Origin of the sequence: Simplicispira hankyongi (genome assembly GCF_003570885.1) — a bacterium.
GTDB classification, from domain to species: Bacteria; Pseudomonadota; Gammaproteobacteria; order Burkholderiales; family Burkholderiaceae_C; genus Simplicispira; species Simplicispira hankyongi.
Genome location: NZ_QXJC01000001.1, coordinates 69,836 through 92,946, shown reverse-complemented (window position 1 = coordinate 92,946; position 23,111 = coordinate 69,836). Strand labels below are relative to the sequence as shown.

Genomic DNA, 23,111 nt, shown 5'->3' with positions numbered 1-23,111 from the left:
ATGGCCATGAACCCTTTTGACGACCCGCAGGCCGTTGCCACTTATGCAGAGCAGCCACCCAAACTGGTCCCCGGATTCGCGGACCTGCAGCGCATGTGCATGCTGCTCATGGCCGAAAGGGCGCCGCAGGACGCTCGCGTCCTGGTGCTGGGCGCTGGGGGCGGTCTGGAGCTCGATCTGTTTGCGCGCACGCACGCGCGTTGGCAGTTCGACGGTGTCGACCCCTCTGCAGAAATGCTGCGCCTGGCCCGAAACCGGGTGCAAGCGCACATCTCCCGCGTACGCCTGCACCATGGCTATATCTACGATGCGCCCTCCGGCCCTTTTGATACAGCCTGCAGTTTGTTGACGCTGCATTTCATTGCCCGCGAGGAACGTCTGCGTACGCTTATGGAGGTCCGGCACCGCATGCGCGCGGGCGCACCCTTCGTAGCAGCACACTTCAGCTTCCCGCAAGAGGCCTCGAAACGCGAGCGATGGCTCTCGCGCAACAAGGCATTCGCCATCGCGTCGGGCATCGCGCCCGACAATGCCGAGCGCGCCCGTGCCGGCATTGGTTCACAGCTCCCCATTCTTTCTCCAGAAGAAGATGAATCACTGCTACGGGACTCCGGATTCACGGATGTCGAGCTGTTCTATGCCGCCTTTGGGTTCCGCGGTTGGGTGGCGAGCGCGTGATGAATGTCCAATTTCCAAGGAGCGGCCTGCTGTTCAGCTTCACAAACCTGGTGCTACTCGTGACAGATAGATGGCTGCGAGCAGCGCGAGAGATATGCACTAAATAGGCCTCTGGCGCTTATCCCATAAGCGTTAATAGCTATTTATTTAATAGCTATAACCTTTCGACAAACACGGCCATGGCGGGCGCCACAACGCGAAACCGCTTCCGTCACACCATCAATCCGCGAAGCGAGCCGCATACCGAGAGCAACTGCGGCGCATCCATTCGGCCGATGATGTTGCGCGCGACAGACCCGATGACCTGCTGCGCACCCATGAGCCCGACGCTGGCCGACTGCTCAATCAGGAATCCCGCCTTGGCCTTTTTCAGCGGCACCAGAAAATAGCCGTCGAAGCCACTCTTCATCAAGTCAAGCACGATATCCGCAAGAGCACCACGGTGGGCGGTGGGGTCGGGCGCACTCTCGATCAACGCCAAGACCGCAAGCGTTTTATGGCGCAGCTCCACGGAATGGAAGAAGCGCAGAAACGGCTTGGCTGGCGCTGCGCGGCGTGTCGACGGTCGGACGACGCTCTTCGCTGGGGGGGAAACCTTGGCTTTTGAGGACGCGGCCATGGGGTCTTGGCGCTCAGCCTTTCTTGCCGCCCATGACCAGCAAGAGCCCACCGACCACGATGGCCCCTATGCCAGCCCACATGGGCACATTGACCGTCTGCTTCTCCTTGGCGGAGATCTCAAGCGTGCCAATCTTGACCACCGTGGTGTCCTTGGTATAGCTGAAGCCCCCATAGGCCAAGCCGAGAATTCCGGCAATGACCAGGGCAATGCCTACCGCTTTGATTGGGTTCATGGGGTCGGACTCCTGCATTTGGCACCCATGCCCCGCCGTCGGCGACGATGAAGCGGGTGCCATTGCGCCTATTGAAACACGAACCCGATGAATCGAGACAAACGCTGGTGACACCCGCCATGGGTCGATCGCAGCGGATACGGCCGCCTGGCGCCCGCGCTCAGAGCAGCACGATGTCGTACTGCTCCTGGCCCATGGCGGCCTCGGTTTGCAGCGAAATGGGTTTGCCGATGAAGTCCGACAGGCCAGCCAGGTGGGCGCTTTCCTCGTCAAGGAACAGCTCGACCACCGCAGCCGACGCAATCACGCGGAACTCGCGCGGGTTGAACTGGCGGGCTTCGCGCAGGATTTCGCGCAGGATGTCGTAGCACACGCTGCGCGCGGTTTTGACGCTGCCTTTGCCCTGGCAGGCGGCACAAGGCTCGCACAGCATGTGGGCGAGTGATTCGCGCGTGCGCTTGCGCGTCATCTCGACCAGGCCAAGCTGCGAAAAGCCCCCGGCCATGGTTTTCACGCGGTCGCGCGCCAGGTGCTTGCGAAACTCGGCCAGCACCGCGCTCTGGTGCTCTTCGCGCAGCATGTCGATGAAGTCGGCAACGACGATGCCGCCCAGGTTGCGCAGGCGCAGTTGCCGGGCGATGGCCCCCGCGGCTTCCAGGTTGGTCTTGAAAATGGTGTCGTCGAAATTGCGCGCGCCCACGTAGCCGCCGGTGTTCACGTCCACCGTGGTCAGCGCCTCGGTCTGGTCGATGATGAGGTAGCCGCCCGATTTGAGGTCCACACGCCGCCCCAGCGCACGGGCGATTTCCTCGTCAATCGAATACAGGTCGAAAACCGGGCGCTCACCTTTGTAGTGCTGCAGCTTGGCGGCTGCGGCCGGCATGAACTCCAGGCCAAAGGCGCGCAGGCGCTGGAACTGCTCCAGCGAATCGATGCGAATGCTTTGCGTGTGCTCGCCGACCAGGTCGCGCAGCACACGCTGCAGCAAATCGAGGTCCTGGTGCAAAAGCGAGAGCGGCGGCTGGCGCAGCGCAGCGTCCTTGATGCGCGCCCAGGTCTTGCGCAGGTAGGCGATGTCTTCGGCCAGCTCGGCGTCGGTGGCGTCCTCGCCATTGGTGCGCAGAATGAAGCCGCCCCCGCCGCCCGAGGCTTTGTCGCCCACCAGGGCCTGCAGGCGCGCGCGCAGCGATTCGCGTTCGCCCACGGGTATTTTCTGCGACACGCCGACATGCTCGTCCTGTGGCAGAAACACCAGCAGCCGCCCGGCCACGCTGATCTGGGTGGAGAGGCGCGCGCCCTTGCTGCCGATCGGGTCCTTGATGACCTGCACCATCAGCGCCTGGCCCTCGAACACCTGCTTTTCAATCGGCACCTGCGGCTCGCTCTTGCGCGCCAGCGCACCGGCGTCGCCATCCGGGTGGCGCTGCCAAACGTCGGCCACGTGCAGAAACGCCGCGCGCTCCAGGCCAATGTCGATGAACGCCGACTGCATGCCCGGCAGCACGCGCGAGACCTTGCCCAGGTAGACGTTGCCGACCAGGCCGCGCTCGAGCGTGCGCTCGACGTGCAGCTCTTGCACCGCGCCGTGCTCGACCACGGCCACGCGGGTCTCCTGGGGCGACCAGTTGATCAGGATGTCTTGTTGCATGGTAGCGGGGCCCATTCAGACGGCAAAACCGGCGGCGCGCAGCAGTTGCGCAGTTTCAAACAAAGGCAGCCCCATGATGCCCGAATAGCTGCCGCGCAGCACGGGAATGAACGCGCCGGCCCGCCCTTGCACCGCATAGGCGCCGGCCTTGCCCAGCGGTTCACCAGTGGCGACGTAGGCAGCGATCTGCTCAGGCGTCAGCGCTGCAAACTGCACGGTAGACACCGACAACGCCGCCAGCCGCTTGGCGCCCACCTGCAAGGCCACCGCCGTCAGCACGCGGTGGCTGTGGCCAGCCAGTTCGCCCAGCATGCGCGCCGCGTCAGCCGCGTCTTCGGGCTTGCCATACATGCGCCGGCCGAGCGCCACCGTGGTGTCCGAGCACAGAATAGGCGCCGCGGGCAGGCCCCGGCGGGCGTGGCGCTGCACGGCCGCGTCGAGCTTGAGGCCGGTGACGCGCTCGACATAGGCCTTGGGCGCCTCACCAGGCAGCTGCAGCTCGATGGCTTCGGCGTCCTCAAAGGCATCGCCCTCGGCATTGGGCAGCAAAAGGGTGTGGTGCACGCCCAACTGTTCCAGCAACTGGCTGCGGCGCGGGCTCTGCGAGGCGAGGTAGAGGAAGTCTGGCATAAAGATTTTTGGTCAAATTGGCCTCCAGCGCTTACCCCACTTGCGCTAGCAGCTATTGATTAAATAGTATTTTGCACCGCCCCGCACTGCTGGGCAGCGCCACTTGCCCTATTCCCGGTGGTAGGGGTGGCCGGCGTTGACCGACCAGGCGCGGTACAGCTGCTCAATCAGCAGCACCCGCACCATGGCGTGCGGCAGCGTCAGGTCCGACAGACGAATGCGCTCGTGCGCCGCCTGGCGAAACGCCGGCTCCAGTCCGTCGGGCCCGCCGATGACCAGCGCCACGTCGTCGCCGCTCAGTTGCCAGCCAGTCAGCCGCTCGGCCAGGGCCTTGGTGGTGAGGCTGGTACCGCGTTCATCGAGCACCACCACGCGCGTGCCTTTGGGGATGGCCGCTGCGATGCGCTCGCGCTCGGCGGCAACGAGCGTCTCCAGCGTCTTGGAGCCGCGCGGCTCGGTCTTGACCGCCTTGAGCTCGACCTTGAGCTCGGGTGGAAAGCGCTTGGCGTAGTCGTCGTAGGCGCTGCTGGCCCAATCGGGCACGCGCTGGCCGACGGCCACGATCAGCAGGCGCATGCTTCAGGCCTTGCGCGTTACGCCTTGCGGCTGGGGCTCTTGCGTGCGGGGGCTTTGGCAGCGGGCGACTTCCGGGCGGCTGGCGCTGGGGCCGGTGCGGCCTTGGCGGCAGGGCTGGCGCGCTTGGCGGGGGCTGCCTTTTTCACCGGTGCGGCGCTCTTGGCAGGCGCTGCCTTTTTGGCGGGAGCGCCGGCGCTGCGGGGCTTGACCACCAGTTTCTGAATGCTCGCTGTCTTGGCGGCTGGCGCCTTGCCGGCTGTTTTGGCGGCGGCCTTGGGCGCTGCTTTTGGGGCGGCCTTCAGAGCCACTTGCGGAGCCGCCTTCGCCGGCGCCTTGGCAGCCGCCCTGGCCGGCGCAGCGGACCGCGAAGCGGCTTTGCGGGCCGGTGCCTTGGCGGCGGGCGCTGCGGTGGGAGCGCTGGCGCCCTTGCGCGGCGCCGCCTTCTTGGCGGGTGCGGCAGCTTCTGTCGCCGCCGCTGCCTTGGCGGCGCGGCGCGCGGCCGTCTTCACGGGCACCTTGGCTTCTGGCGCCACGGGCTTGGCGGCGCCCAGCTTGAGGCGCACGGGCATCTCGCCCCACAGCTCTTCCAACCGGTAGTACTGGCGAATGCCGGGCTGCATGATGTGCGCCACGGCGGCGCCGCAGTCCACGATGATCCATTCGCCGTTTTCTTCACCTTCGGTGCGCGGCTTGGGAAAACCGGCTTCCTTCACCGCATCGCGCACGCTGGCGGCCAGTGCCTTGGTTTGGCGATTCGACGTGCCGGACGCCACGATGACGCGCTCGAACAGCGGCGAGAGGTGCTCGGTGTTGAACACCTGAATGTCCTGAGCCTTCACGTCTTCGAGGCCATCCACAATGGCGCGCTGGAGTTTCGCAACGTCTTTCTTGGCGGCGGATTCGGAGGTTTTGGAAGTGGTCATCAGGTGGTGTGAAAGGTGAGCAGGGTGAAGGCAATATAGCGCGGGCATTCGCGGGCGGCCAGCATCTCCGGCATCGTCCGCGCGCCACCGCACAAAAAATCAAATAAAAATTGGCTCTACCGCTTGTATGGCAAGCGTTATAAGCTATTCAAATTATAGCTATGCTGTGTTGCAGTGAAGCCCGTCCACTCAGACCCAATCGCGCGGCACGAGGAAATACCCGGTCAAATTCGCCTCGGGTGAGCCCGCTTCGGGCGTGCGCTGGTAGGCCCAACTGGCCAGCGGCGGCATGGACAGCAGGATGGATTCGGTGCGCCCGCCCGACTGCAAACCAAAGTGCGTGCCACGGTCCCACACCAGGTTGAACTCGACATAGCGGCCACGCCGATAGAGCTGGAAATCGCGCTCGCGCTCGCCGTAGGGCGTGGCAAAGCGGCGCTGCACGATGGGCAGGTAGGCCGGCAAAAAGGCATCGCCCACGGCCTGCGTCATGGCCATGCTCTGCTCCTGGCCGAGTTCGGAAAAATCGTCAAAGAACACGCCGCCGACGCCGCGCTGCTCGCCGCGGTGCTTGAGGCAGAAGTAGTCGTCGCACCAGCGCTTGAAGCGCGGGTATTTGTCGCCCCCAAACGGGGCCAGCGCCTGTTGGCAGGTGCGGTGGAAATGCACCGCGTCTTCGTCAAACCCGTAGTAAGGCGTCAGATCCATGCCGCCGCCAAACCAGCACACCGGCTTCGTTCCGGGGTGGCCCGCCGCGATCATGCGCACGTTCATGTGCACCGTCGGTACGTAGGGGTTGCGCGGGTGGAACACCAGCGACACACCCATGGCTTCGAATGGCGCACCCGCCAGTTCGGGCCGGTGCTGGGTGGCGGACGGCGGCAGGCGCGGCCCGCGCACATGCGAGAAGCCACAGCCGGCGCGCTCGAAGATGCGCCCGCCTTCGATGATCTTGGTGATGCCTTCGCCCTGCAGCAGCTCGCCCTCGCCTTTTTTCCAGGGGTCCACCACGGCTTTGGCGCCGCCCTCGCCTTCATCCTCCATGGCTTGCAGCGCGCCCATGATGCGGGTCTGCAGACCCAGAAGGTAGTCGCGCATGCCGGTCGCGCCAGCGCTGCGCTCAAAGATATTGCTCATGGATTCTTGATGGCGCGGTGGCCGATGTCGCGCCGGTACTGGGCGCCGTCAAAGTGGATGCCGCGCGCCACGTCGTAGGCCCGCTGCTGGGCCTGGCGCACGTTGTCGCCCAGGGCCGTCACACACAGCACGCGCCCGCCGCTGGTGTGCACCACGCCGTCCTCCAGCACGGTGCCGGCATGGAACACCATGGCATCGTCCTGCTCCTGCGGCAGGCCGTTGATGGCGTCGCCCTTGCGCGGCGCCTCGGGATAGCCGTGGGCGGCCATCACCACGCCGAGCGCGGTGCGGCGGTCCCATTGCAGTTCGATCTGGTCGAGCTTGCCGTCGATGGCGGCGGCGAGTACGTCGAGCAAGTCGCTCTTGAGCCGCATCAGAATCGGCTGTGTCTCGGGGTCGCCCATGCGGCAGTTGAATTCCAGCGTTTTGGGATGGCCCTGGGCATCGATCATCAGGCCGGCATACAGGAAGCCAGTGTAGGGAATGCCGTCCTTTTCCATGCCCCGAATGGTGGGCAGGATGATTTCGCGCATGGCGCGGGCGTGCACATCGGCCGTGACTATCGGAGCAGGCGAATAGGCCCCCATGCCGCCGGTGTTGGGGCCGGCGTCCCCATCCTGCAGGCGCTTGTGGTCCTGGCTGGTGGCCAGTGCCGCGACGTTCTTGCCGTCGCACAGCACGATGAAGCTGGCTTCCTCGCCAGCGAGGAATTCCTCGATGACGACGCGTGCGCCACCTTCGTTGTGCACCGCGCCGTATTTGTTGTCCACCAGCATGAAATCCACGGCGTCGTGCGCTTCCTGGAGCGTCATGGCCACCACCACGCCCTTGCCCGCCGCCAGGCCATCGGCCTTGATGACGATGGGCGCGCCCAGACGCTCGACAAAGGCGTGGGCCTTGGCCGGCTCGGTGAAGGTGTCGTAGTCGGCGGTGGGAATGCCGTGGCGGCGCATGAAGGCCTTGGAGAAGGCCTTGGAACTCTCGAGTTGCGCAGCGGCCTTCGTTGGCCCGAAGATGCGCAGGCCGTGGGCGCGGAATTCATCCACCACACCGGCCGCCAGCGGCGCCTCCGGGCCCACCACGGTCAGGCCGATCTTGTTGGCCTGCGCCCACTCGCGCAGCGCACGCACGTCGGTAATGGCAAGGTTGTGCAGATCGGGCGAGAGCGCCGTGCCGCCGTTGCCCGGCGCCACATAGACGCGCGTGGCCTTGGGCGACCGGGCCAGCTTCCAGGCGATGGCGTGTTCGCGGCCACCGCCGCCAATCACAAGTACGTTCATGTCGAAAGGCTCGGGTTCACAGGGCCGCGTTGTGAAAGACCTCCTGCACGTCGTCGAGGTCTTCGAGCACGTCCAGGAGTTTTTGCATGCGTTCGGCGTCGTCGCCGGCCAGCTCGATGGTCACGTCCGGGCGCATGGTGACGCCCGCTTCGGCAGGCTCGAGCCCGGCGGCCTGCAAGGCGTTCTTCACGGCCTCGAACTCGGTCGGTGCGGTCAGCACCTCAATGGCGCCGTCTTCGTCGGTGATCACGTCGTCGGCACCGGCTTCCAGCGCCACCTCCATCACCTTGTCTTCGTCGGTGCCCGGCGCGAACACCAGTTGCCCGACGTTCTTGAACTGAAAAGCCACCGAACCTGCCGTCCCCATGTTGCCGCCGTACTTGCTGAAGGCGTGGCGCACCTCGGCCACGGTGCGCACATGGTTGTCGGTCATGGTGTCCACGATGATGGCCGCACCGCCAATGCCGTAGCCTTCGTAGCGGATTTCCTCGTAGTTCATGCCTTCGAGCGTGCCCGAGGCCTTCTCGATGTTGTACTTGATACGGTCGGCCGGCATGTTGGCCGCCTTGGCCTTGTCCACCGCCAGGCGCAGGCGCGGGTTGCTCGACAGATCACCGCCACCGGCGCGCGCCGCCACCGTGATTTCACGGATGATGCGCGTCCAGATCTTGCCGCGTTTTTCGTCCTGGCGCCCCTTGCGGTGCTGAATGTTCGCCCACTTGCTGTGTCCGGCCACGGATGTTCCTTGATGTCGATACTGAATTAAGCTATCCCCTGATTCTACTTTTCACCCCAAGCCATGGCTGACCCCCTGCTGATTGCGAAAAACGGCGCTACCGAGTGCTTTCTCTTGCCAGGCCTGGCCAACCGGCACGGCTTGATCACCGGCGCCACCGGCACCGGCAAGACCGTGACGCTGCAAAAACTGGCCGAACAGTTCTCGGCCATTGGCGTGCCGGTGTTCATGGCCGACGTCAAAGGCGACCTGACCGGCATCAGCCAGCAAGGCAGCGTACCCGACAAGATCGCCGCGGTGCTCAAGGACCGCGGTTTGGCGCTGCCCGAACCCGTCGCCTGCCCCACCACGCTGTGGGACGTGTTTGGCGAACAAGGCCACCCAGTGCGCGCCACCATCACCGACATGGGGCCGCTGCTGCTCGGGCGCATGCTCGATTTGAACGAGACCCAGCTCGGCGTGTTGAACCTGGTGTTCAAGGTGGCCGACGACAACGGCCTGCTGCTGCTGGACCTGAAAGACCTGCGCGCCATGCTCAGCTACGTGGGCGACAACGCCAAGCAGTTCACCACCGAGTACGGCAACGTGAGCGCGGCCAGCATTGGCGCCATCCAGCGCGGGCTGCTGCAGATCGAAAGCCAGGGCGGCGACAAGTTCTTTGGCGAGCCCATGCTGAACATCAACGACCTGCTGCAGACCGTGGGAAGCCGGGGCGTCATCAACATTCTGGCCGCCGACAAGCTGATGAATGCCCCGCGCCTGTACGCGACCTTTCTGCTGTGGATGCTGTCCGAACTGTTCGAGCAACTGCCCGAAATAGGCGACCCCGAGAAGCCCAAGCTGGTGTTCTTCTTCGACGAAGCGCATTTGCTGTTCGACGAAGCGCCCAAGGTGCTGATCGAGCGCATCGAACTCGTCGTGCGTCTGGTGCGCAGCAAGGGCGTGGGCGTGTATTTCGCCACGCAGAACCCGCTCGACATTCCCGACAGCGTGCTGGCGCAGCTCGGCAACCGCGTGCAGCATGCGCTGCGCGCTTTCACGCCGCGCGACCAGAAGGCCGTGAAGGCCACGGCCACCACCATGCGCCAGAAACCCGGACTGGACATTGAAGCGGCCATCACCGAGCTGGCCGTGGGCGAGGCGCTGGTGAGCCTGCTCGACGCCAAGGGCCGCCCGAGCGTGACCGAACGCGTCTTTGTGCTGCTGCCCGGCAGCCAATTGGGGCCCATCACGGCGCAGCAGCGCCAGGCACTCATTGGCCAGTCGCTGGTGGCAGGCGTGTACGAAAAAATGGTGGACCGCGAATCGGCCTACGAAAAACTCAAGGCACGCACAGCCGATGTGGCGCAGCAGGCGCCCGGCGCGAGCCCCGGCGCTGCGCCTGCCCAGGGTGGCGGCGGCTTGCTCGGTGGACTCAACGACGTGCTGTTTGGCACTACCGGCCCACGCGGCGGCAAGCACGACGGCCTGGCGCAAACCATGGCCAAATCGGCCGTGCGCACCATGGGCACCAGCCTGGGGCGCGAGATTCTGCGCGGTGTGCTGGGCAGCGTGTTTGGCGGGCGAAAAGGTTGAGTGCGCGCATCGCAAATCACTATGATTAGTGTAGCTTCAACCGTATACTGAACAAGCGCTGGAGGCATTTTTTATGCATATTTCATCGCCCCGCCATACCACGACCCGGAGCGCAGCATGAGCTGGCCCAAGCTGACATTGCCCACGGCGCAAGACGTGCACGCCGCCGCCGGGCGCCTGCGCGGCGTCGCCCACCACACGCCGGTACTGCGCTCAAGTGCGGCCGACAAGATGCTCGGCGCCCAAGTGTTCTTCAAATGCGAAAACCTGCAGCGCACCGGCGCTTTCAAGTTTCGCGGCGCCTACAACGCCCTGGCACAGTTCACACCGGAGCAGCGCGAGCGCGGCGTGCTCACGTTCTCGGCGGGCAACCACGCGCAGGCCATTGCGCTGGCGGCCCGCATGCTGGACATGCCCGCGCTCGTGGTCATGCCCAACGACGCCCTGAGCTCCAAGATAGCGGCCACCCGCGCCTACGGCGCCCAGGTCGTCACCTACGACCCGCTGACCGAAGACCGCGAGGCGATCAGCCACAAGCTCTCGCAAGAGCGCGGCATGACGCTGGTGCCGCCATCAGACCACTTCGACGTGGTTGCCGGCCAGGGCACGGCTGCGCTGGAACTGGTCGAAGAGGTGCCGCGGCTCGACGCCCTGTTTGTCGGCGTGGGCGGTGGCGGCCTGCTGGCCGGCAGCCTGCTCGCCACCAAGGCAGCCCTGCCCCTGTGCCGTGTGTACGGTGTGGAGCCCGAGGTGGCCAACGACGGCCAACAATCGCTCGCCGCCGGCCAGATCGTGGAAATCGCGCTCCCGCGCAGCACCATTGCCGACGGCGCGCGCGCCACGTCGCTCGCCCCGCTGGCCTTTGACATCATCCAGCAGGGCGCCGAGGGCATCGTCACCGCCAGCGACCTGCAACTGATGCAGTCCCTGCGTTTTTTTGCCGAGCGCATGAAGCTCGTCGTCGAGCCCACTGGCGCACTGGCGCTGGCCGGCGCGCTGCACGGCGGCTGCGACCTGCACGGGGCACGCGTGGGCATCATCATCAGCGGCGGCAATGTCGACCTGCCGCGCTACGCCCGCTTTCTTGCCGACTGAATTCATCCATTTACCAATTCCCCTTCATGAGCAACGTCCACCTCATCGACCACCCCCTGGTGCAACACAAGCTGACCCTGATGCGCCGCAAAGACGCCAGTACCAACAGCTTTCGCCGCCTCTTGGGCGAACTCAGCACGCTGATGGCCTACGAAGTCACGCGCGACATGCCGCTGCAGGACATTGAAATCGAAACCCCGCTGGAGACCATGACCGGCAAGGTCATCGACGGCAAGAAGCTGGTGCTGGTGTCCATCCTGCGCGCCGGCAACGGCTTTCTCGACGGCATGCTCAACGTGGTGCCCGGTGCGCGCGTGGGCCACATCGGCCTGTACCGCGACCCGGCCACGCTGCAGCCGGTGGAGTACTACTTCAAGATGCCGTCCGAGATGGACGAGCGCGACATCATCGTGGTGGACCCCATGCTGGCCACCGGCAACTCGGCTTCGGCCGCCATTGACCGGCTGAAGAAGCTCAACCCCCGCTCCATCAAGTTCGTCTGCCTGCTGGCCGCGCCCGAGGGCATCGCCACGCTGCAGAAGGCCCACCCCGACGTGCCCATCTACACCGCAGCCATCGACCGCGAGCTGAACGACCACGGCTACATCCTGCCGGGGCTGGGCGATGCGGGGGACCGGATTTTTGGGACGAAGTAGGCTGCGGGCGCACCATCGCCAACGCCTGCGGGTTTCCGACCTGCATCCTTCCGGCGGCCCAATCACGCACTCGGCAAGAACGAGTCACTGACTATCGGCCGCCCTCCTTCGCCACGAACGTGCCGCTGTATCGGAACACCTGCCCCAGCAGCGGGTGCGCAAGCCGGAAGTCCATCGCAAAGCTCCGCGGCCCTGTGGCCGTTTCGACAATGGTGGTATGGCCCAGCGCCAGCCACTCCGGTATGGGCAGACGCAGCCGACCCAAGCGCACCACATAGCGTACGCCGTGGTAATGCAACTGGCCGCCCTGCACCTGCACCGCCATCTGCAGGCCCAGCCAGGGGTTGACGTACTCGATGAGCTGGTTGCCGCCCGCCAGCTCCCAATGGCTGTTGAAGCGTGCCACGGTTCCGTCCGGGTAGCACAGGGTGCGGCGCCAGTACTGGTGCGGGCCCACCTCGGTTTTCTCGACCGTGGTGGCGATGGCGCGCCCGCGACGTCGAACCAGCGCCCCCAGCCAGCCCAGCACCCAAAGTCCCGGCTGCATGAAGGCGGGGAACTCCACGTCCATCTGGCCAACGTCGGTGCTCGCGCCGGAGCAGTAATGCGCCTTCAACCCAGGCGGAAGCTGCTTCCAGCTCTCACCCAATACCTGCTGCATCAGGCTTTTCATGTTGCCACCCCCGGAATGTGTTTGAACACCATCAGCACAACGACCAGCACCATGGCCACGAAAGCCGGTACGCCCAGCCAGAACCAGGCGCGCGCCATGCGCCAGTAGAGTCCCGGCAGCGGCGCATGGCGCGCCGCTGCCTCTTCGGCGATGCGCTGCATGCGGATCTGCAGCCACACCACCGGCAACCAACAGCCGCCCGCCACGGCGTACAGGCCGAGGCTCAATATCACCCAGAGGGTATCGAGTGGCACCCCGGCCAGGTGCAGCATCCATACACCGCTCAGCAGCTGAAAAAGGACCGTGGGCGTGGTGAACAACCAGTCGGCCAGCACCACATGGCGGTTCGTCACCGCGATGTGCGCGACGTGGCCGCTGCGGTCGGCCATCCATTTGTAGAAGGCGCTGCCCAGGCCAGTGCCGAACAACAGCACCATGCTGAGGATGTGCAAGGTCTTGAGCGCGGTATAGGTCATGACGGCTGGCCCTCCGGCACGGAAAGCAACGCGGTGGCCGAAAAGAACAGCGCCGGCTGCACCGCGTGCGGCGGCCGCCCCAGAAAGCGCGCCAGCTGTGCCGGGTCGGCCCGGTAGCCCTGGGCCAGCATGCGCAGGTTGTCTGGCTGGGCTATGGGCCACACATGCTGCAGCCACTGGGCAGCGCTGCGCACCAGGCCCAGCGGTACGTGCAACACTGCGCCGCGCGGCTTGCCCTGGGCCTTGCGCATGGTCTGCAGCCATTCCACGAAGGTGAATGTCTGCGGACCCACCACGTCCAGCGTCTGGCGCGGCGCGCTGCTCCCGAGGCAGCGCACCACGGTGGCCACCACGTCGCTCACATGCACAGGCTGCACCACCTGCTGTCCGTCGCCGATGACCGGGATCATCGGCGCCGCCGCCAGCCGCATGAACAGCGCCGCGCTTTGCCCGCCCAGGCCGTAGACCAGCGAGGGCCGCAGCACGAACCAGTCCAGATCGAGCGCGCGCAGGCAGTCGTCGGCCGCGCGCTTGCTCAGGTGGTAGGCCGAGAACGCATGGGCATCGGCACCCAGAGCAGACACCTGCACCACCCGTCGCACTTTGGCCTCTGCGCAGGCCCGGAACAAAGCGCAGGGAGCCCGCGTGTGCAAGGCGGCAAACTTCTGACCACGGGTCTCGCCGATGATGCCAACGCAGTTGACGACGGCGTCTATCTCGGCGAGCCAACCGCGCCAGTCGCCCGGTGTTTGCATGCGGGCAAAGTCCACCCCGTGGCGGCGCGATACCGGCACCATATGGTGCCCGGCCCCGGCGAGTGCCCGGGCCACGTGGCGACCGAGAAAGCCATCGGCCCCTGCGAGCAGAATGTTCATGAAAAGCCCCTTGTGAGGTGAAGGAGCCTTCAGTGTTCTGGATTGCAGCTAAAAATGTTTGCAATCTGATCAGTCAGGAACAAATTCCCTATCCAGAATGATCATTCTGGATGAGCAACCAACTTTATGTGCCCTGGCCAACGTGCAATTTTCGGTGCTGCCCCGGCGTCATGCCCTCGATTTCGCGAAAGGCCTCATAAAAGTTGGACTGCGAGGTGAACCCGACGGCCAGCCCTACCGACAGCACCGAGGCCGAAGGCTCGGCGCACAGCATGGCCTTGGCCGCGTCGACGCGCTGCTCGCGCAGGTAGCGTGAGAAACCCTTGCCCAGCCGGGTGTTGATGAGTTCAGACAGTTGGTGTGTGGTCAGCCCCAGTTTTTCCGACAGGCGCGGCAGGCTGAGGTCGGGATCGGTGTAAGCGTGCCCGTTCTGCATCAGCGCCTGCAACCGGGTCAGGGTGGCTTCGCAGTCCACGTTGTTCAGTGTCGTGTTGGCGTAGGCCGTCTGTACCGTCTGCCGCACTTCCTCGGGCAGTGCCGGCCGCAGCGCCAGCGTGAGCTGGACCAGCAGAAACGCCAGGCCGATGCACACGGCGTAGACGGCGAAGAACAGCTTGCCAGGCAGCAGCGCGTGGAACTGCCCCATCAGGGCCACCGCGACGGCGATGGCGAACACCACGCTGAGCAGCACCAACTCCCGCCGGTAGCCGGCGCGCTCGGCGCGCAGCCGGTACAAGCTGCGTGCGAGCCACACAAGGTAGCCCGTGCCGAGCACGAAGGCCAGCGGCAACGCCACGCCCCACGGCAGCGCGGCGGCTGCCGCCACCGGCACCGCATGCCACCACAGCGCCCTTGGCCGGCCGGCGCCCTCTTTCTGCGTCAGCAAGGGCTGACTGAACAGAAAGAAGGCAGGCGCCACCAGGAACAGCAGCACACTGTAGAGCGGGCTGTGCACCACGTCGGCATGCCATTGCAACCAGGCGAAGTGCAGCAGCTGAAGGCCTGCCAAGGCCGCGAGCAACACCAGGCCCATGGCGCGAGACACGGGCTGCTCCGGGTAGCGGCCCGCGCGGAAGTGCGTGAATGCGAGCAGCAGTGCGCTGAACACCGAATAGCCGATCAGCAGGAGGGCCAGGGAAGTCACAGCAGAGGTATCCGTCCAGAAAAAGAAAGCCCGGCACCGGGCCAGGTCCGATTCTGTCATCCCCACCAGCGGCATCGGCCGGTGCCCCGCTCAACTAAGGCGCAGGCAGCTATCGGTCTTGAAGCAGCGCAGTGACGCGCGCAAGCCTGAAAAAAGCCTGCCACGGCCAGGTGCATGAAGGGTTCGTCGAACGCATCGCGGCACCGGGGCACCTGGGGGGGCGGCTGGGGAATGCGCACCGTCGCGGCGCACGACAGAAAGTCGACCAGCAATTCGCCCTGCTCCGCCCCGGAGAGGCGAAACCTCGGGTAGGCCACCACGCGTACCAACTTTTGCACCGTGGCCCTACTGGCCAATGGCACCAGCAGGCCATCTTGCCACGCCCGCCGGGCCTGCCCTGCCAAACCGCCGCCGAATACCAGCGCGGACAAGACCACGTTGGTGTCCAGCACCATACGCACGGGCTGGGTCATTTTTCTTGGACCGTGGAGCTATCGGACCGCCCATGCCGTCGCCAAAGCCTTCAATTCTTGAAACTCGGCGCCTTCTTCGCCATGTTGGCCTGCATGGCCTCGCTCAAATCGCTGCTCATCAGCATGGCGGCGTTCCAGGTGGCGATGTAGTTCAGGCTGTCGGCCACCGAGTGGTCGCGGGCGTAGGTGATCATTTCCTTGGTGCCGCGAATCGACAGGGGCGACTTGGCGGCAATGGTGGCGGCAAGCTCGTGCACGCCGGCGTACAGCGCCTCGCGGCTCTCGAACACCCGGTTCACCAGGCCGATGTCCTTGGCCTCGGCCGCGTCGAACTTGCGCCCGGTGTAGGCCAGTTCGCGGGTGATGCCCTCGCCCACCAGCTTGGGCAGGCGCTGCAGCGTGCCGACGTCGGCGGTCATGCCGATGTCGATTTCCTTGATGGTGAAGTAGGCGTCGCTGCTGGCATAGCGCATGTCGGCGCAGGTGACGAGGTCGATGCCACCGCCGATGCAGCCGCCGTGGATGGCCGCGAGCACGGGCTTGCGGCAGCGCTCCAGGCTGGTGAGCGTGTCCTGCAGGTCGAGGATGACGCGGCGCAGGGCTTCCCGCGTGCGGCCGTCGCAGTCGTTCTGGATCTGCGGGGCGAGGCCCATCATCATCTGCAGGTCGATGCCGGCGGTGAAGAGCTTGCCTTCACCTTGCAGCACGGCCACGCGGGCCTCGGGGGTGGCGTCCACCCACTCGAAGGCCCGGCGAATCTCCTGCCACATGGTGGCATTCATGGCGTTGGCCTTGTCGGGGCGGTTCAGGCGCACGGTGGCGATATGGTTTTCGAGCGAGACGGCGAGGGTTTCAAATTGCATAGGTGGCTCCATTTTTTAGGTGTTTTTGGCCTCTAGCGCTTATCTGGCAAGCGTTAGTAGCTATTAATTAAGTAGTAATTCGATCAGGCTTTCATGTCCGTCACGGCGGCTCGCCATTGGCGTTCGAGGTCTGCTGCGCTCCACGGGGCATCGGTGTTCACGGTCAGTGTCAGCGCCTGCTCTTGCTCCGTCAGCGGTTCGGCTGTGCGCTGCTGCGCTGCCAGTACGGCCAGGCCGGCCTCGGACGGGTCGCCTCCTGCCGCAAGGCGACTTTGCACACGCGCTTGCAGTTGTTGCTCGCCGGCACGGCAGTGCAACACGGTGAAGGGCACGCCCAGTGCCTGCGCCACGGCGTGCATGTGGGCGCGATCGCTCTGGCGCAGGAAGGCGGCATCGACGATCACCGGGTAGCCGGCCTGCAACAACGCGCTGGCCTGCTCGGCCAAATGCTCGAAGGTGCGCTGCGAGGCCTCGGGCGTGTAGATGTCGGCGCCGTGCGCAGCCGAGTCGGCCAGTGGCGCCAGGCCATGCAGGCGCTTGCGCTCCACGTCCGAGCGCAGGCGCACGGCGCCGGCCTGGGCCAACAGGGCAGCGGCGACGGTGGATTTGCCCGAACCCGACAGACCATGGGTGATGAGCAAGCGCGGCTGCATGGGCTGGGCCAGCGCCTCGGCGCAGGCCAGGTAGTCAGGCCCGCACGCCTGTGCCCCACCCTGCTCGGTGCGCAGCCGCGCCGCCAGGGCGCGCACCAGGGCACGGTAGATTTCGTAGGGACGCAGCACGGCCAGTGCAGCGTAGTCGCCAGTTTCGCTCAGGTAGGCATCGAGAAAGCGCCAGGCCAGATCGGAGCGGCCATGGGCATGCAGGTCCATGGTGAGGAACGCGGCATCCGCCAGGGTGTCGATCCAGCGCAGGGCCGGACTGAACTCGATGCAGTCGAAGGCGGTGAGCACACCCTCCAGCCGCACCAGGTTGCCCAGATGCAGGTCGCCATGGCCCTCGCGCACATGGCCGCCCGCCTGGCGCTGTGCCCACCACCCTTCCAGCCCGGCAAACACCGGGTGCAGCGCCTGCAGCCGGGGCGCATCGGCACCGTCCAGCAGCGTTGCCAGGGTGTTGAACACATCGCCAATGGCCTGCTGCACCTGGGCGGCGCTGCCCCACGCGCTGCCGGCAGCCGCCACCGGGCAGGCCGCATGAAAGTGCGCAAGCTGCTTTGCAAAACGCTCCACCTCGGCCGCGTGCAACGCGCCACTGCGCACCAGGGCGTCGGCCTCGCTGCCGCTGGCGAAGCGGTGCATGTGCACCACCCAGTCGATAGCGCTGTCTGCCGCTTCGTTCGGCGCGCCCAGGCGCGGCGCCTGCACGCTGCCCAGCACGGGCAGCACCTCCAGGTACAGCGATGGCGCCAGCCGCCGGTTCAGGCGCAGCTCTTCTTCACAAAAATGGCGGCGCGCGGCCACGCTGCTGAAATCGACAAAGGGCAGCCGCACCGGCCGCTTGAGCTTGTAGGCATGCCCAGGCGTGAGCAGGATGTGCGAGATATGGGTTTGCACATGCTCCACGGGCGCGCCATCGCGCTGCTGCAGCATCGGCACCAGATTTTTCAGCAAAGCGGCATCGGTCTGGTTTTCAATAGTCAAATCGGCTCCAAACACTTTCCAGACAAGCGCTGACAGCTATCAAAACGATGGGCATAGTAAAAACAAGGCTTGCACAGGCGCATCCAGTACCACAAGCACCCGTGGCGCAAGCATGCACCAGCCGGCTGCAAGACTCCATCCAGCTTGTTGGTGCCGCCTGCTCCCAAAGCCTTCAAGCCTTGGCACCCTTCATGGCCGCCAGGTAGGGGGCCAGGCGCTTGGCCATCTCGTCGCCCAGGGCTTGCAGGCCGCTCATGGGGCGCACCATGACTTCAAAGTCAACGATCTTGCCGTCGTCGTCGAACGCGATCATGTCGATGCCCTTGAGCTCCTTGCCATTGACCTTGGCGCTGAACTCCAGCACCACGCTCTTGCCGTCGGCACTGGCCAGCTCGCGGTGGTAGCTGAAGTCTTCAAACACCTTGACCACGGTGCCCAGGATGAGCTGCACCGCCTGCGCGCTCGGGTACGGCGTGTGGGCCATGGGCGAGCGAAAAACCGCCTTGGGGTGCAGGATGGAGGGCAGTTCGGCCAGGTTGGCCTCGGTCACCATGGCATGCCATTTCGCCAGGCTCTCGGCGACGCTGGGCTGCAGCATCTGCGCAAAACCCTTGGCCTGCGGGGCGTCCGCTTGGGTTGCAGAGGTGTCCAGGCGCAGCGCCAGTTCGGTGCCCTGTTTAATGGCGCGCTTGGCGTCGAGTTCGACGGCCTTGTCGGCGCCGCCGATCAGGTGCACGGTACAGCCTGCAGCTTCGAGTGCGGCCTGCAGTTCGCGCTGCGGGTCTTGGCCGGCGCAGAGGATGACGTTGTCCACCGCCAGCACGCTGTCTTTGCCGTCCACGGTGATGTGCAGGCCGGCATCGTCCACCTTGCGGTACTGCACGCCGGGAATCATTTCCACATGGCGGTTCTTGAGCGAGGTGCGGTGAATCCAGCCGGTGGTCTTACCCAAGCCTTCGCCCACTTTGCTGGTCTTGCGCTGCAGCAGGTAAATCTTGCGGGGGATCTCGCCCAGGTGGGCTTCCTGCAAGCCGCCCCGGTTGGCTCCCGTGGTGTCCACGCCCCATTCGGCGAAGAACTTCGGCTTGCTCAGGCTGGGGCTGACGCCCTCGTGCAGCAGGTATTCGGACACGTCAAAGCCAATGCCACCGGCGCCGATCACCGCCACCGTCTTGCCCACAGGTTTCTTGTCCCGCAGCACGTCGAGGTAGCCGAGCACCTTGGGGTGCTTAATGCCTTCGATCTCGGGCATGCGTGGCACGATACCGGTGGCCAGCACGACCTGCTTGAACCCGCCCGCCACCAAATCCTGCGCCGCCACCTTACGGCCCAATTGCAGCTTGACGCCCGTCAATTCGATCTGCTTGCCGAAGTAGCGCAGGGTCTCGTAGAACTCTTCCTTGCCCGGCACCTGCTTGGCGATGTTGAACTGGCCGCCGATTTCTGCTGCCGCATCGAACAGCGTCACATCCAGCCCCCGGCGCGCGGCTTCGGTGGCAAACGCCAGTCCGGCCGGGCCGGCACCGACGACCGCAACGCGCTCATTGCGGACTAGCGGCTCCATCACCAGAATGGTTTCGTGGCAGGCGCGCGGGTTCACAAGGCACGAGGTGATCTTTCCGGCAAAGGTGTGGTCCAAACAGGCCTGGTTGCAGCCAATGCAGGTATTGATCTGGTCCGACAGGCCCGCAGCGGCCTTGTTGACGAACTCCGGGTCGGCCAGGAACGGCCGCGCCATGCTCACCATGTCGGCCATGCCGTCGGCCAGAATCTGCTCGGCCACCTCGGGCGTGTTGATGCGGTTGGTGGCGACCAGCGGAATGCCCACCTTGCCCTTGAGCTGCTGCGTGACCCAGGCAAAGGCGCCGCGCGGCACCTTGGTGGCAATGGTGGGAATGCGCGCCTCGTGCCAGCCAATGCCGGTGTTGAGGATGGTGACGCCTGCCGCCTCCAGCGCCTGCGCCAGTTCAATGACTTCTTCCTTGGTCGAGCCGCCTTCCACCAGATCGAGCATGGACAGGCGGAAGATGAGGATGAAATTCGCCCCCACCCGAGCGCGCGTGCGCCGCACGATCTCCAGCGGAAAGCGGATGCGGTTGGCGTAGGAGCCGCCCCAGGCGTCGTCCCGCTGGTTGGTCTGTGCGGCGATGAATTCGTTGATGAGGTAGCCCTCAGAGCCCATGATTTCGACGCCGTCGTAGCCAGCGCTTTGCGCCAGCGCCGCACATTGGACGTAGTCTTCGATGGTCTGCTCCACTTCTTCGCTGGTCAGCGCGTGCGGGCGAAAGGGGCTGATCGGTGCCTTGAGCGCGCTGGGCGCCACGAGTTCGGGGTGGTAGGCATAGCGGCCGAAGTGCAGGATCTGCATGCAGATCTTGCCCCCAGCCTCGTGCACCGCCTGCGTCACCACCTTGTGCTTGTCCGCCTCGGCCTGCGTGGTCATGGCGGCGCCACCCGGCATGGGGCGGGCGCGGTCGTTGGGGGCAATGCCGCCGGTCACGATCAGGCCGACACCGCCGCGCGCACGCTCGGCATAAAAGGCGGCCATGCGGGCAAAACCGTCCTTGGCTTCTTCCAGGCCTACGTGCATGGAGCCCATGAGCACACGGTTTTTGAGAGTGGTAAAGCCCAGGTCAAGCGGGGCGAGCATGTGGGGGTAGGCAGTCATCGCGGGGTCTTTCCGTGGGGTTGTTCCGAAAACCGGCCGACTATGCAACCAGTTGCACAAAAGTGTACGGTCGTTCGATTATTTATGCAACCAGGTGCATAGTTTTGATGCGGTGGCTACACTCGCCCCATGTCGCTGGCCCATGCTGTTCTCACCTCGCTGCTGGAGAAAAATTCCTCCGGCTACGACCTCGCGCGGCGCTTCGACAAGTCCATCGGCTACTTCTGGCACGCCACGCACCAGCAGATCTACCGCGAACTGGCGCGCATGGAAGCGGCAGGCTGGATCGCCAGCAGCATTCCGGCAGACGCCGGCAAAACGCGCAAAAAGGAATACCGGGTGCTTCCCGCAGGCCGCGGCGAGCTGGCGCGCTGGGCAGAACAGCCTTCTGCGCCCATGGATCTGCGCGAGGAATTCATGGTCAAGCTGCGGGCCGATGCGGTGCTGTCTGAAGTGGACTTGCGCCCCGAGCTAGCCCGACACCTGGCACTGCACCGCGAGAAGCTGGCGCACTACCAGGCGATCGAAGCGCGAGACTTTGCACCAGGCCGCACCTTGTCGCGCCATGCCACGATTCAGCACATGATTTTGAAGAAAGGCATCCTGTACGAGCAAGGGTCCATTGCATGGACGCGCGAGATGCTGGCCGTTCTGACCCGTCTGGCAGCACCATAGAACCGAACCAGCAGCACACAGGCAAAAGGCCGCCGATCCCTTGCAGGATCGGCGGCCTTTCTCTTTTTATGTGCGGGCTTCAGGCCCGCATGACCAACAGGGCGATCAGTACACGTCGTGCTGCGTGTTGTTCACGTTGAAGTGGCCGGTCGGCGTGATCAGGCGTGGGTCCTTGATGACGGCCTTGAGCTTGAGCGTCTTGTCGTCAACGACCACGATGGCGCTTTCCTTGTTCTTGGCGCTCCAAACCGAGAACCAGACCTCGTCGCCTGCCTTGTTGAACTCAGGCTGCACGACGCGCTTGGCACCATCGTCCTTGATGTCGGCCCACTCGGCGATCGGCAGCACGGTGTAGCCCTTCTCAAGGTTGTCAATGTCGTACACCGCGACCGACTGCGACAGCTTGGGATCGGGGTTCAGAGGCGTGTCGGAGTACAGGTGCTTGGACTTGGGATGGCTCTTGATGAAGAGCGCACCGCCGCCCTGGCCCTTGAGGGTCTCCACGACCTTGAAGGCGTATTGCTTGTGCTTGATCGGGTCGGTACCAATGAGGGAGATGAATTCATCGCCCAGGTCGCCGGTAGACCACACAGGACCAAACTTCGGGTGGATGAAGTTGGCACCACGACCAGGGTGAGGCGTCTTGCCCACATCAACGATGGCTGCCAGCTTGTCATCTTTCAGGTCAATCACCGAAATCTTGTTGCTGTTGTTGGCCGCCACCATGAAGTAGCGCTTGGTCGAGTCGAGGCCGCCGTCGTGCAGGAACGGTGCGGAACCGATTTCAATCGTCTTGAGCGCGTTCAGGTCGGAGTAATCCACCATCAGCGTCTTGCCGGTTTCCTTGACGTTCACGATGAACTCGGGCTTGAAGTGGCTGGCCACGATGGAGGCCACGCGCGGCTCGGGGTGGTATTCCTGCGTGCCGACGACCATGCCCCGGGTGGAGACGATCTTGAGGGGCTCAAGCGTATCGCCGTTCATGATGACGAATTGCGGTGGCCAGTAGGTGCCCGAAATGACGTACTTGTCCTCATAGCCCTTGAACTTGCTGCTCTCGACCGAACGCGCTTCGAGGCCGGTGCGAACCTCTGCCACCGTGTCGGGGTGCTCCATCCACAAGTCGATCATGTTGACCTTGGCATCACGCCCGGTCACGAACAGGTAGCGGCCCGAAGCCGACATGCGCGAGATATGCACCGCATAGCCGGTCTTGATGACGCTGATGATTTGCTTGGAGTCGCCATCGATCAACGCAATCTGACCCGCATCGCGCAGCGTGGTCGAGAAGATGTTGGTGATGTTGTAGTTGTTCATCTTCTTCTTCGGACGCTGGTCCGGAGGAACGATGACCTTCCAGGTTGCCTTCATGGCCGCCATACCGAATTCCGGAGGAATCGGAGGGTCCTGCTGAACGTAGCGGGCCATCATGTCCACTTCCGCCGGGGTCAGGTCGCCAGAGGTGCCCCAGTTGGGCATGCCGGCAGGTGAGCCATAGGTGATGAACACCTTGAGGTAGTCCGTCCCCTTGCCGATGGTGATGTCGGGTGTCAGCGGCTTGCCGGTCGCACCCTTGCGCAGCACGCCGTGGCAGCCAGCGCAACGCTCAAAGTAGATCTGACGGGCGCGGTCGAACTCGGCCTGCGTCATCTTGGGCGCTTTGGGGTTCGTGCTTTGGTACATCGGCTCGTCGACCAATGGCGATGAACCGGCTTGGTAATTCACCTCAGGCGCAGTAACGCCCTGCTTGTGATCTTGGGCCGTGGCGGCCACTGCCAGCGTCGAAAGTGCCAGGGCCACGAGGCGCGCCAGCTTGCGGGTTGTCATGTAGAG

Annotated in this window: 23 protein-coding genes and 1 pseudogene; 5 read left to right on the top strand and 19 right to left on the bottom strand. The window is 64.8% G+C overall.

What is annotated here, in order from left to right:
- Positions 1-678, top strand: a complete 678-nt coding sequence (locus D3F03_RS00395; RefSeq protein ID WP_342769288.1) for a class I SAM-dependent methyltransferase — start codon at positions 1-3, stop codon at positions 676-678.
- Positions 679-889: 211 nt separating this feature from the next.
- On the opposite strand, the gene D3F03_RS00390 is transcribed toward D3F03_RS00395, so the two are convergent.
- From D3F03_RS00390 to D3F03_RS00350, 9 genes are all read right to left on the bottom strand, one after another.
- Complete coding sequence (locus D3F03_RS00390) at positions 890-1,297, bottom strand: hypothetical protein (protein ID WP_147414684.1); 408 nt, start codon at positions 1,295-1,297, stop codon at positions 890-892.
- A gap of 13 nt (positions 1,298-1,310) precedes the next feature.
- Positions 1,311-1,532, bottom strand: coding sequence for a hypothetical protein (locus D3F03_RS00385; protein ID WP_119108480.1), 222 nt, complete (start codon positions 1,530-1,532; stop codon positions 1,311-1,313).
- Positions 1,533-1,692: 160 nt separating this feature from the next.
- On the bottom strand, positions 1,693-3,180 hold the full coding sequence (gene rng, locus D3F03_RS00380) for a ribonuclease G (protein ID WP_119108479.1): 1,488 nt from the start codon (positions 3,178-3,180) through the stop codon (positions 1,693-1,695).
- Positions 3,181-3,195: 15 nt separating this feature from the next.
- Positions 3,196-3,810 (bottom strand): Maf family protein, encoded by a 615-nt coding sequence (locus D3F03_RS00375; protein WP_119107406.1) that lies wholly within the window; start codon positions 3,808-3,810, stop codon positions 3,196-3,198.
- Between the two features lie 108 nt (positions 3,811-3,918).
- Positions 3,919-4,386, bottom strand: coding sequence for a 23S rRNA (pseudouridine(1915)-N(3))-methyltransferase RlmH (rlmH, locus tag D3F03_RS00370; protein WP_119107405.1), 468 nt, complete (start codon positions 4,384-4,386; stop codon positions 3,919-3,921).
- 17 nt (positions 4,387-4,403) lie between these two features.
- Positions 4,404-5,309, bottom strand: a complete 906-nt coding sequence (rsfS, locus tag D3F03_RS00365) for a ribosome silencing factor (protein ID WP_119107404.1) — start codon at positions 5,307-5,309, stop codon at positions 4,404-4,406.
- A 189-nt stretch (positions 5,310-5,498) separates the two neighbouring features.
- Entirely contained in the window at positions 5,499-6,446 is a 948-nt protein-coding gene (gene hemF / locus D3F03_RS00360) for an oxygen-dependent coproporphyrinogen oxidase (RefSeq protein ID WP_119107403.1), read from the bottom strand.
- Positions 6,443-7,726 carry a phosphoribosylamine--glycine ligase gene (purD, locus tag D3F03_RS00355; protein WP_119107402.1) on the bottom strand — a complete coding sequence of 428 codons (1,284 nt, stop codon included), beginning with the start codon at positions 7,724-7,726 and terminating at the stop codon, positions 6,443-6,445. Before purD ends, hemF begins: the two co-directional genes overlap by 4 nt.
- Before the next feature lie 16 nt (positions 7,727-7,742).
- Entirely contained in the window at positions 7,743-8,462 is a 720-nt protein-coding gene (locus tag D3F03_RS00350) for a YebC/PmpR family DNA-binding transcriptional regulator (protein ID WP_119107401.1), read from the bottom strand.
- 63 nt (positions 8,463-8,525) lie between these two features.
- Here D3F03_RS00350 and D3F03_RS00345 point away from each other — a divergent pair, with 63 nt between their 5' ends.
- The 3 genes from D3F03_RS00345 to upp all read left to right on the top strand — a co-directional run bounded on the left by D3F03_RS00345 (position 8,526) and on the right by upp (position 11,788).
- On the top strand, positions 8,526-10,037 hold the full coding sequence (locus D3F03_RS00345) for a helicase HerA-like domain-containing protein (protein WP_119107400.1): 1,512 nt from the start codon (positions 8,526-8,528) through the stop codon (positions 10,035-10,037).
- A gap of 117 nt (positions 10,038-10,154) precedes the next feature.
- Positions 10,155-11,132, top strand: a complete 978-nt coding sequence (locus D3F03_RS00340; protein ID WP_119107399.1) for a threo-3-hydroxy-L-aspartate ammonia-lyase — start codon at positions 10,155-10,157, stop codon at positions 11,130-11,132.
- Between the two features lie 26 nt (positions 11,133-11,158).
- Positions 11,159-11,788 (top strand): uracil phosphoribosyltransferase, encoded by a 630-nt coding sequence (gene upp, locus D3F03_RS00335; RefSeq protein WP_119107398.1) that lies wholly within the window; start codon positions 11,159-11,161, stop codon positions 11,786-11,788.
- A 91-nt stretch (positions 11,789-11,879) separates the two neighbouring features.
- Here the strand turns inward: upp and D3F03_RS00330 are convergent, their stop codons facing one another.
- The 9 genes and pseudogenes from D3F03_RS00330 to D3F03_RS00295 all read right to left on the bottom strand — a co-directional run.
- Positions 11,880-12,461: a DUF4166 domain-containing protein gene (locus D3F03_RS00330; RefSeq protein WP_119107397.1), complete on the bottom strand. Its 582-nt coding sequence runs from the start codon at positions 12,459-12,461 to the stop codon at positions 11,880-11,882.
- Complete coding sequence (locus D3F03_RS00325) at positions 12,458-12,937, bottom strand: DUF2269 family protein (RefSeq protein WP_119107396.1); 480 nt, start codon at positions 12,935-12,937, stop codon at positions 12,458-12,460. Before D3F03_RS00325 ends, D3F03_RS00330 begins: the two co-directional genes overlap by 4 nt.
- Positions 12,934-13,812: a complex I NDUFA9 subunit family protein gene (locus D3F03_RS00320; protein WP_119107395.1), complete on the bottom strand. Its 879-nt coding sequence runs from the start codon at positions 13,810-13,812 to the stop codon at positions 12,934-12,936. The genes D3F03_RS00325 and D3F03_RS00320 overlap by 4 nt, the downstream gene beginning before the upstream one ends.
- A gap of 124 nt (positions 13,813-13,936) precedes the next feature.
- Positions 13,937-14,956 carry an AraC family transcriptional regulator gene (locus D3F03_RS00315; RefSeq protein WP_119108478.1) on the bottom strand — a complete coding sequence of 340 codons (1,020 nt, stop codon included), beginning with the start codon at positions 14,954-14,956 and terminating at the stop codon, positions 13,937-13,939.
- Between the two features lie 56 nt (positions 14,957-15,012).
- Positions 15,013-15,429: a putative toxin-antitoxin system toxin component, PIN family gene (locus D3F03_RS00310; RefSeq protein ID WP_119107394.1), complete on the bottom strand. Its 417-nt coding sequence runs from the start codon at positions 15,427-15,429 to the stop codon at positions 15,013-15,015.
- 50 nt (positions 15,430-15,479) lie between these two features.
- A complete protein-coding gene (locus D3F03_RS00305; protein ID WP_119108477.1) occupies positions 15,480-16,292 on the bottom strand; it encodes a crotonase/enoyl-CoA hydratase family protein in 813 nt (270 codons plus the stop codon).
- A gap of 83 nt (positions 16,293-16,375) precedes the next feature.
- On the bottom strand, positions 16,376-17,935 hold the full coding sequence (locus D3F03_RS00300) for a bifunctional aminoglycoside phosphotransferase/ATP-binding protein (RefSeq protein WP_425453050.1): 1,560 nt from the start codon (positions 17,933-17,935) through the stop codon (positions 16,376-16,378).
- A gap of 172 nt (positions 17,936-18,107) precedes the next feature.
- On the bottom strand, positions 18,108-18,488 hold the full coding sequence (locus D3F03_RS17520; protein WP_342769303.1) for a nuclear transport factor 2 family protein: 381 nt from the start codon (positions 18,486-18,488) through the stop codon (positions 18,108-18,110).
- 96 nt (positions 18,489-18,584) lie between these two features.
- Positions 18,585-20,603 (bottom strand): annotated as a pseudogene (locus tag D3F03_RS00295) (oxidoreductase); the annotation flags it as partial.
- Between the two features lie 129 nt (positions 20,604-20,732).
- Between D3F03_RS00295 and D3F03_RS00290 the strand changes: the two are divergent.
- Positions 20,733-21,278 (top strand): PadR family transcriptional regulator, encoded by a 546-nt coding sequence (locus tag D3F03_RS00290; RefSeq protein WP_119107392.1) that lies wholly within the window; start codon positions 20,733-20,735, stop codon positions 21,276-21,278.
- 105 nt (positions 21,279-21,383) lie between these two features.
- On the opposite strand, the gene D3F03_RS00285 is transcribed toward D3F03_RS00290, so the two are convergent.
- Positions 21,384-23,105 (bottom strand): nitrite reductase, encoded by a 1,722-nt coding sequence (locus D3F03_RS00285; protein ID WP_119107391.1) that lies wholly within the window; start codon positions 23,103-23,105, stop codon positions 21,384-21,386.
- Positions 23,106-23,111: the final 6 nt, after the last annotated feature.

What these genes read in the sequence shown, in the direction of transcription:
- D3F03_RS00375 (WP_119107406.1), bottom strand. Translation starts at nt 3,810, where the DNA reads ATGCCAGACTTCCTCTACCTCGCCTCGCAGAGCCCGCGCCGCAGCCAG.
- D3F03_RS00285 (WP_119107391.1), bottom strand. Translation starts at nt 23,105, where the DNA reads ATGACAACCCGCAAGCTGGCGCGCCTCGTGGCCCTGGCACTTTCGACG.
- D3F03_RS00305 (WP_119108477.1), bottom strand. Translation starts at nt 16,292, where the DNA reads ATGCAATTTGAAACCCTCGCCGTCTCGCTCGAAAACCATATCGCCACC.
- D3F03_RS00320 (WP_119107395.1), bottom strand. Translation starts at nt 13,812, where the DNA reads ATGAACATTCTGCTCGCAGGGGCCGATGGCTTTCTCGGTCGCCACGTG.
- rng (WP_119108479.1), bottom strand. Translation starts at nt 3,180, where the DNA reads ATGCAACAAGACATCCTGATCAACTGGTCGCCCCAGGAGACCCGCGTG.
- D3F03_RS00330 (WP_119107397.1), bottom strand. Translation starts at nt 12,461, where the DNA reads ATGAAAAGCCTGATGCAGCAGGTATTGGGTGAGAGCTGGAAGCAGCTT.
- D3F03_RS00340 (WP_119107399.1), top strand. Translation starts at nt 10,155, where the DNA reads ATGAGCTGGCCCAAGCTGACATTGCCCACGGCGCAAGACGTGCACGCC.
- hemF (WP_119107403.1), bottom strand. Translation starts at nt 6,446, where the DNA reads ATGAGCAATATCTTTGAGCGCAGCGCTGGCGCGACCGGCATGCGCGAC.
- D3F03_RS00310 (WP_119107394.1), bottom strand. Translation starts at nt 15,429, where the DNA reads ATGACCCAGCCCGTGCGTATGGTGCTGGACACCAACGTGGTCTTGTCC.
- purD (WP_119107402.1), bottom strand. Translation starts at nt 7,726, where the DNA reads ATGAACGTACTTGTGATTGGCGGCGGTGGCCGCGAACACGCCATCGCC.
- D3F03_RS00345 (WP_119107400.1), top strand. Translation starts at nt 8,526, where the DNA reads ATGGCTGACCCCCTGCTGATTGCGAAAAACGGCGCTACCGAGTGCTTT.
- D3F03_RS00290 (WP_119107392.1), top strand. Translation starts at nt 20,733, where the DNA reads ATGTCGCTGGCCCATGCTGTTCTCACCTCGCTGCTGGAGAAAAATTCC.
- D3F03_RS00390 (WP_147414684.1), bottom strand. Translation starts at nt 1,297, where the DNA reads ATGGCCGCGTCCTCAAAAGCCAAGGTTTCCCCCCCAGCGAAGAGCGTC.
- upp (WP_119107398.1), top strand. Translation starts at nt 11,159, where the DNA reads ATGAGCAACGTCCACCTCATCGACCACCCCCTGGTGCAACACAAGCTG.
- D3F03_RS17520 (WP_342769303.1), bottom strand. Translation starts at nt 18,488, where the DNA reads ATGGTGACCGAGGCCAACCTGGCCGAACTGCCCTCCATCCTGCACCCC.
- rlmH (WP_119107405.1), bottom strand. Translation starts at nt 4,386, where the DNA reads ATGCGCCTGCTGATCGTGGCCGTCGGCCAGCGCGTGCCCGATTGGGCC.
- rsfS (WP_119107404.1), bottom strand. Translation starts at nt 5,309, where the DNA reads ATGACCACTTCCAAAACCTCCGAATCCGCCGCCAAGAAAGACGTTGCG.
- D3F03_RS00385 (WP_119108480.1), bottom strand. Translation starts at nt 1,532, where the DNA reads ATGAACCCAATCAAAGCGGTAGGCATTGCCCTGGTCATTGCCGGAATT.
- D3F03_RS00395 (WP_342769288.1), top strand. Translation starts at nt 1, where the DNA reads ATGGCCATGAACCCTTTTGACGACCCGCAGGCCGTTGCCACTTATGCA.
- D3F03_RS00325 (WP_119107396.1), bottom strand. Translation starts at nt 12,937, where the DNA reads ATGACCTATACCGCGCTCAAGACCTTGCACATCCTCAGCATGGTGCTG.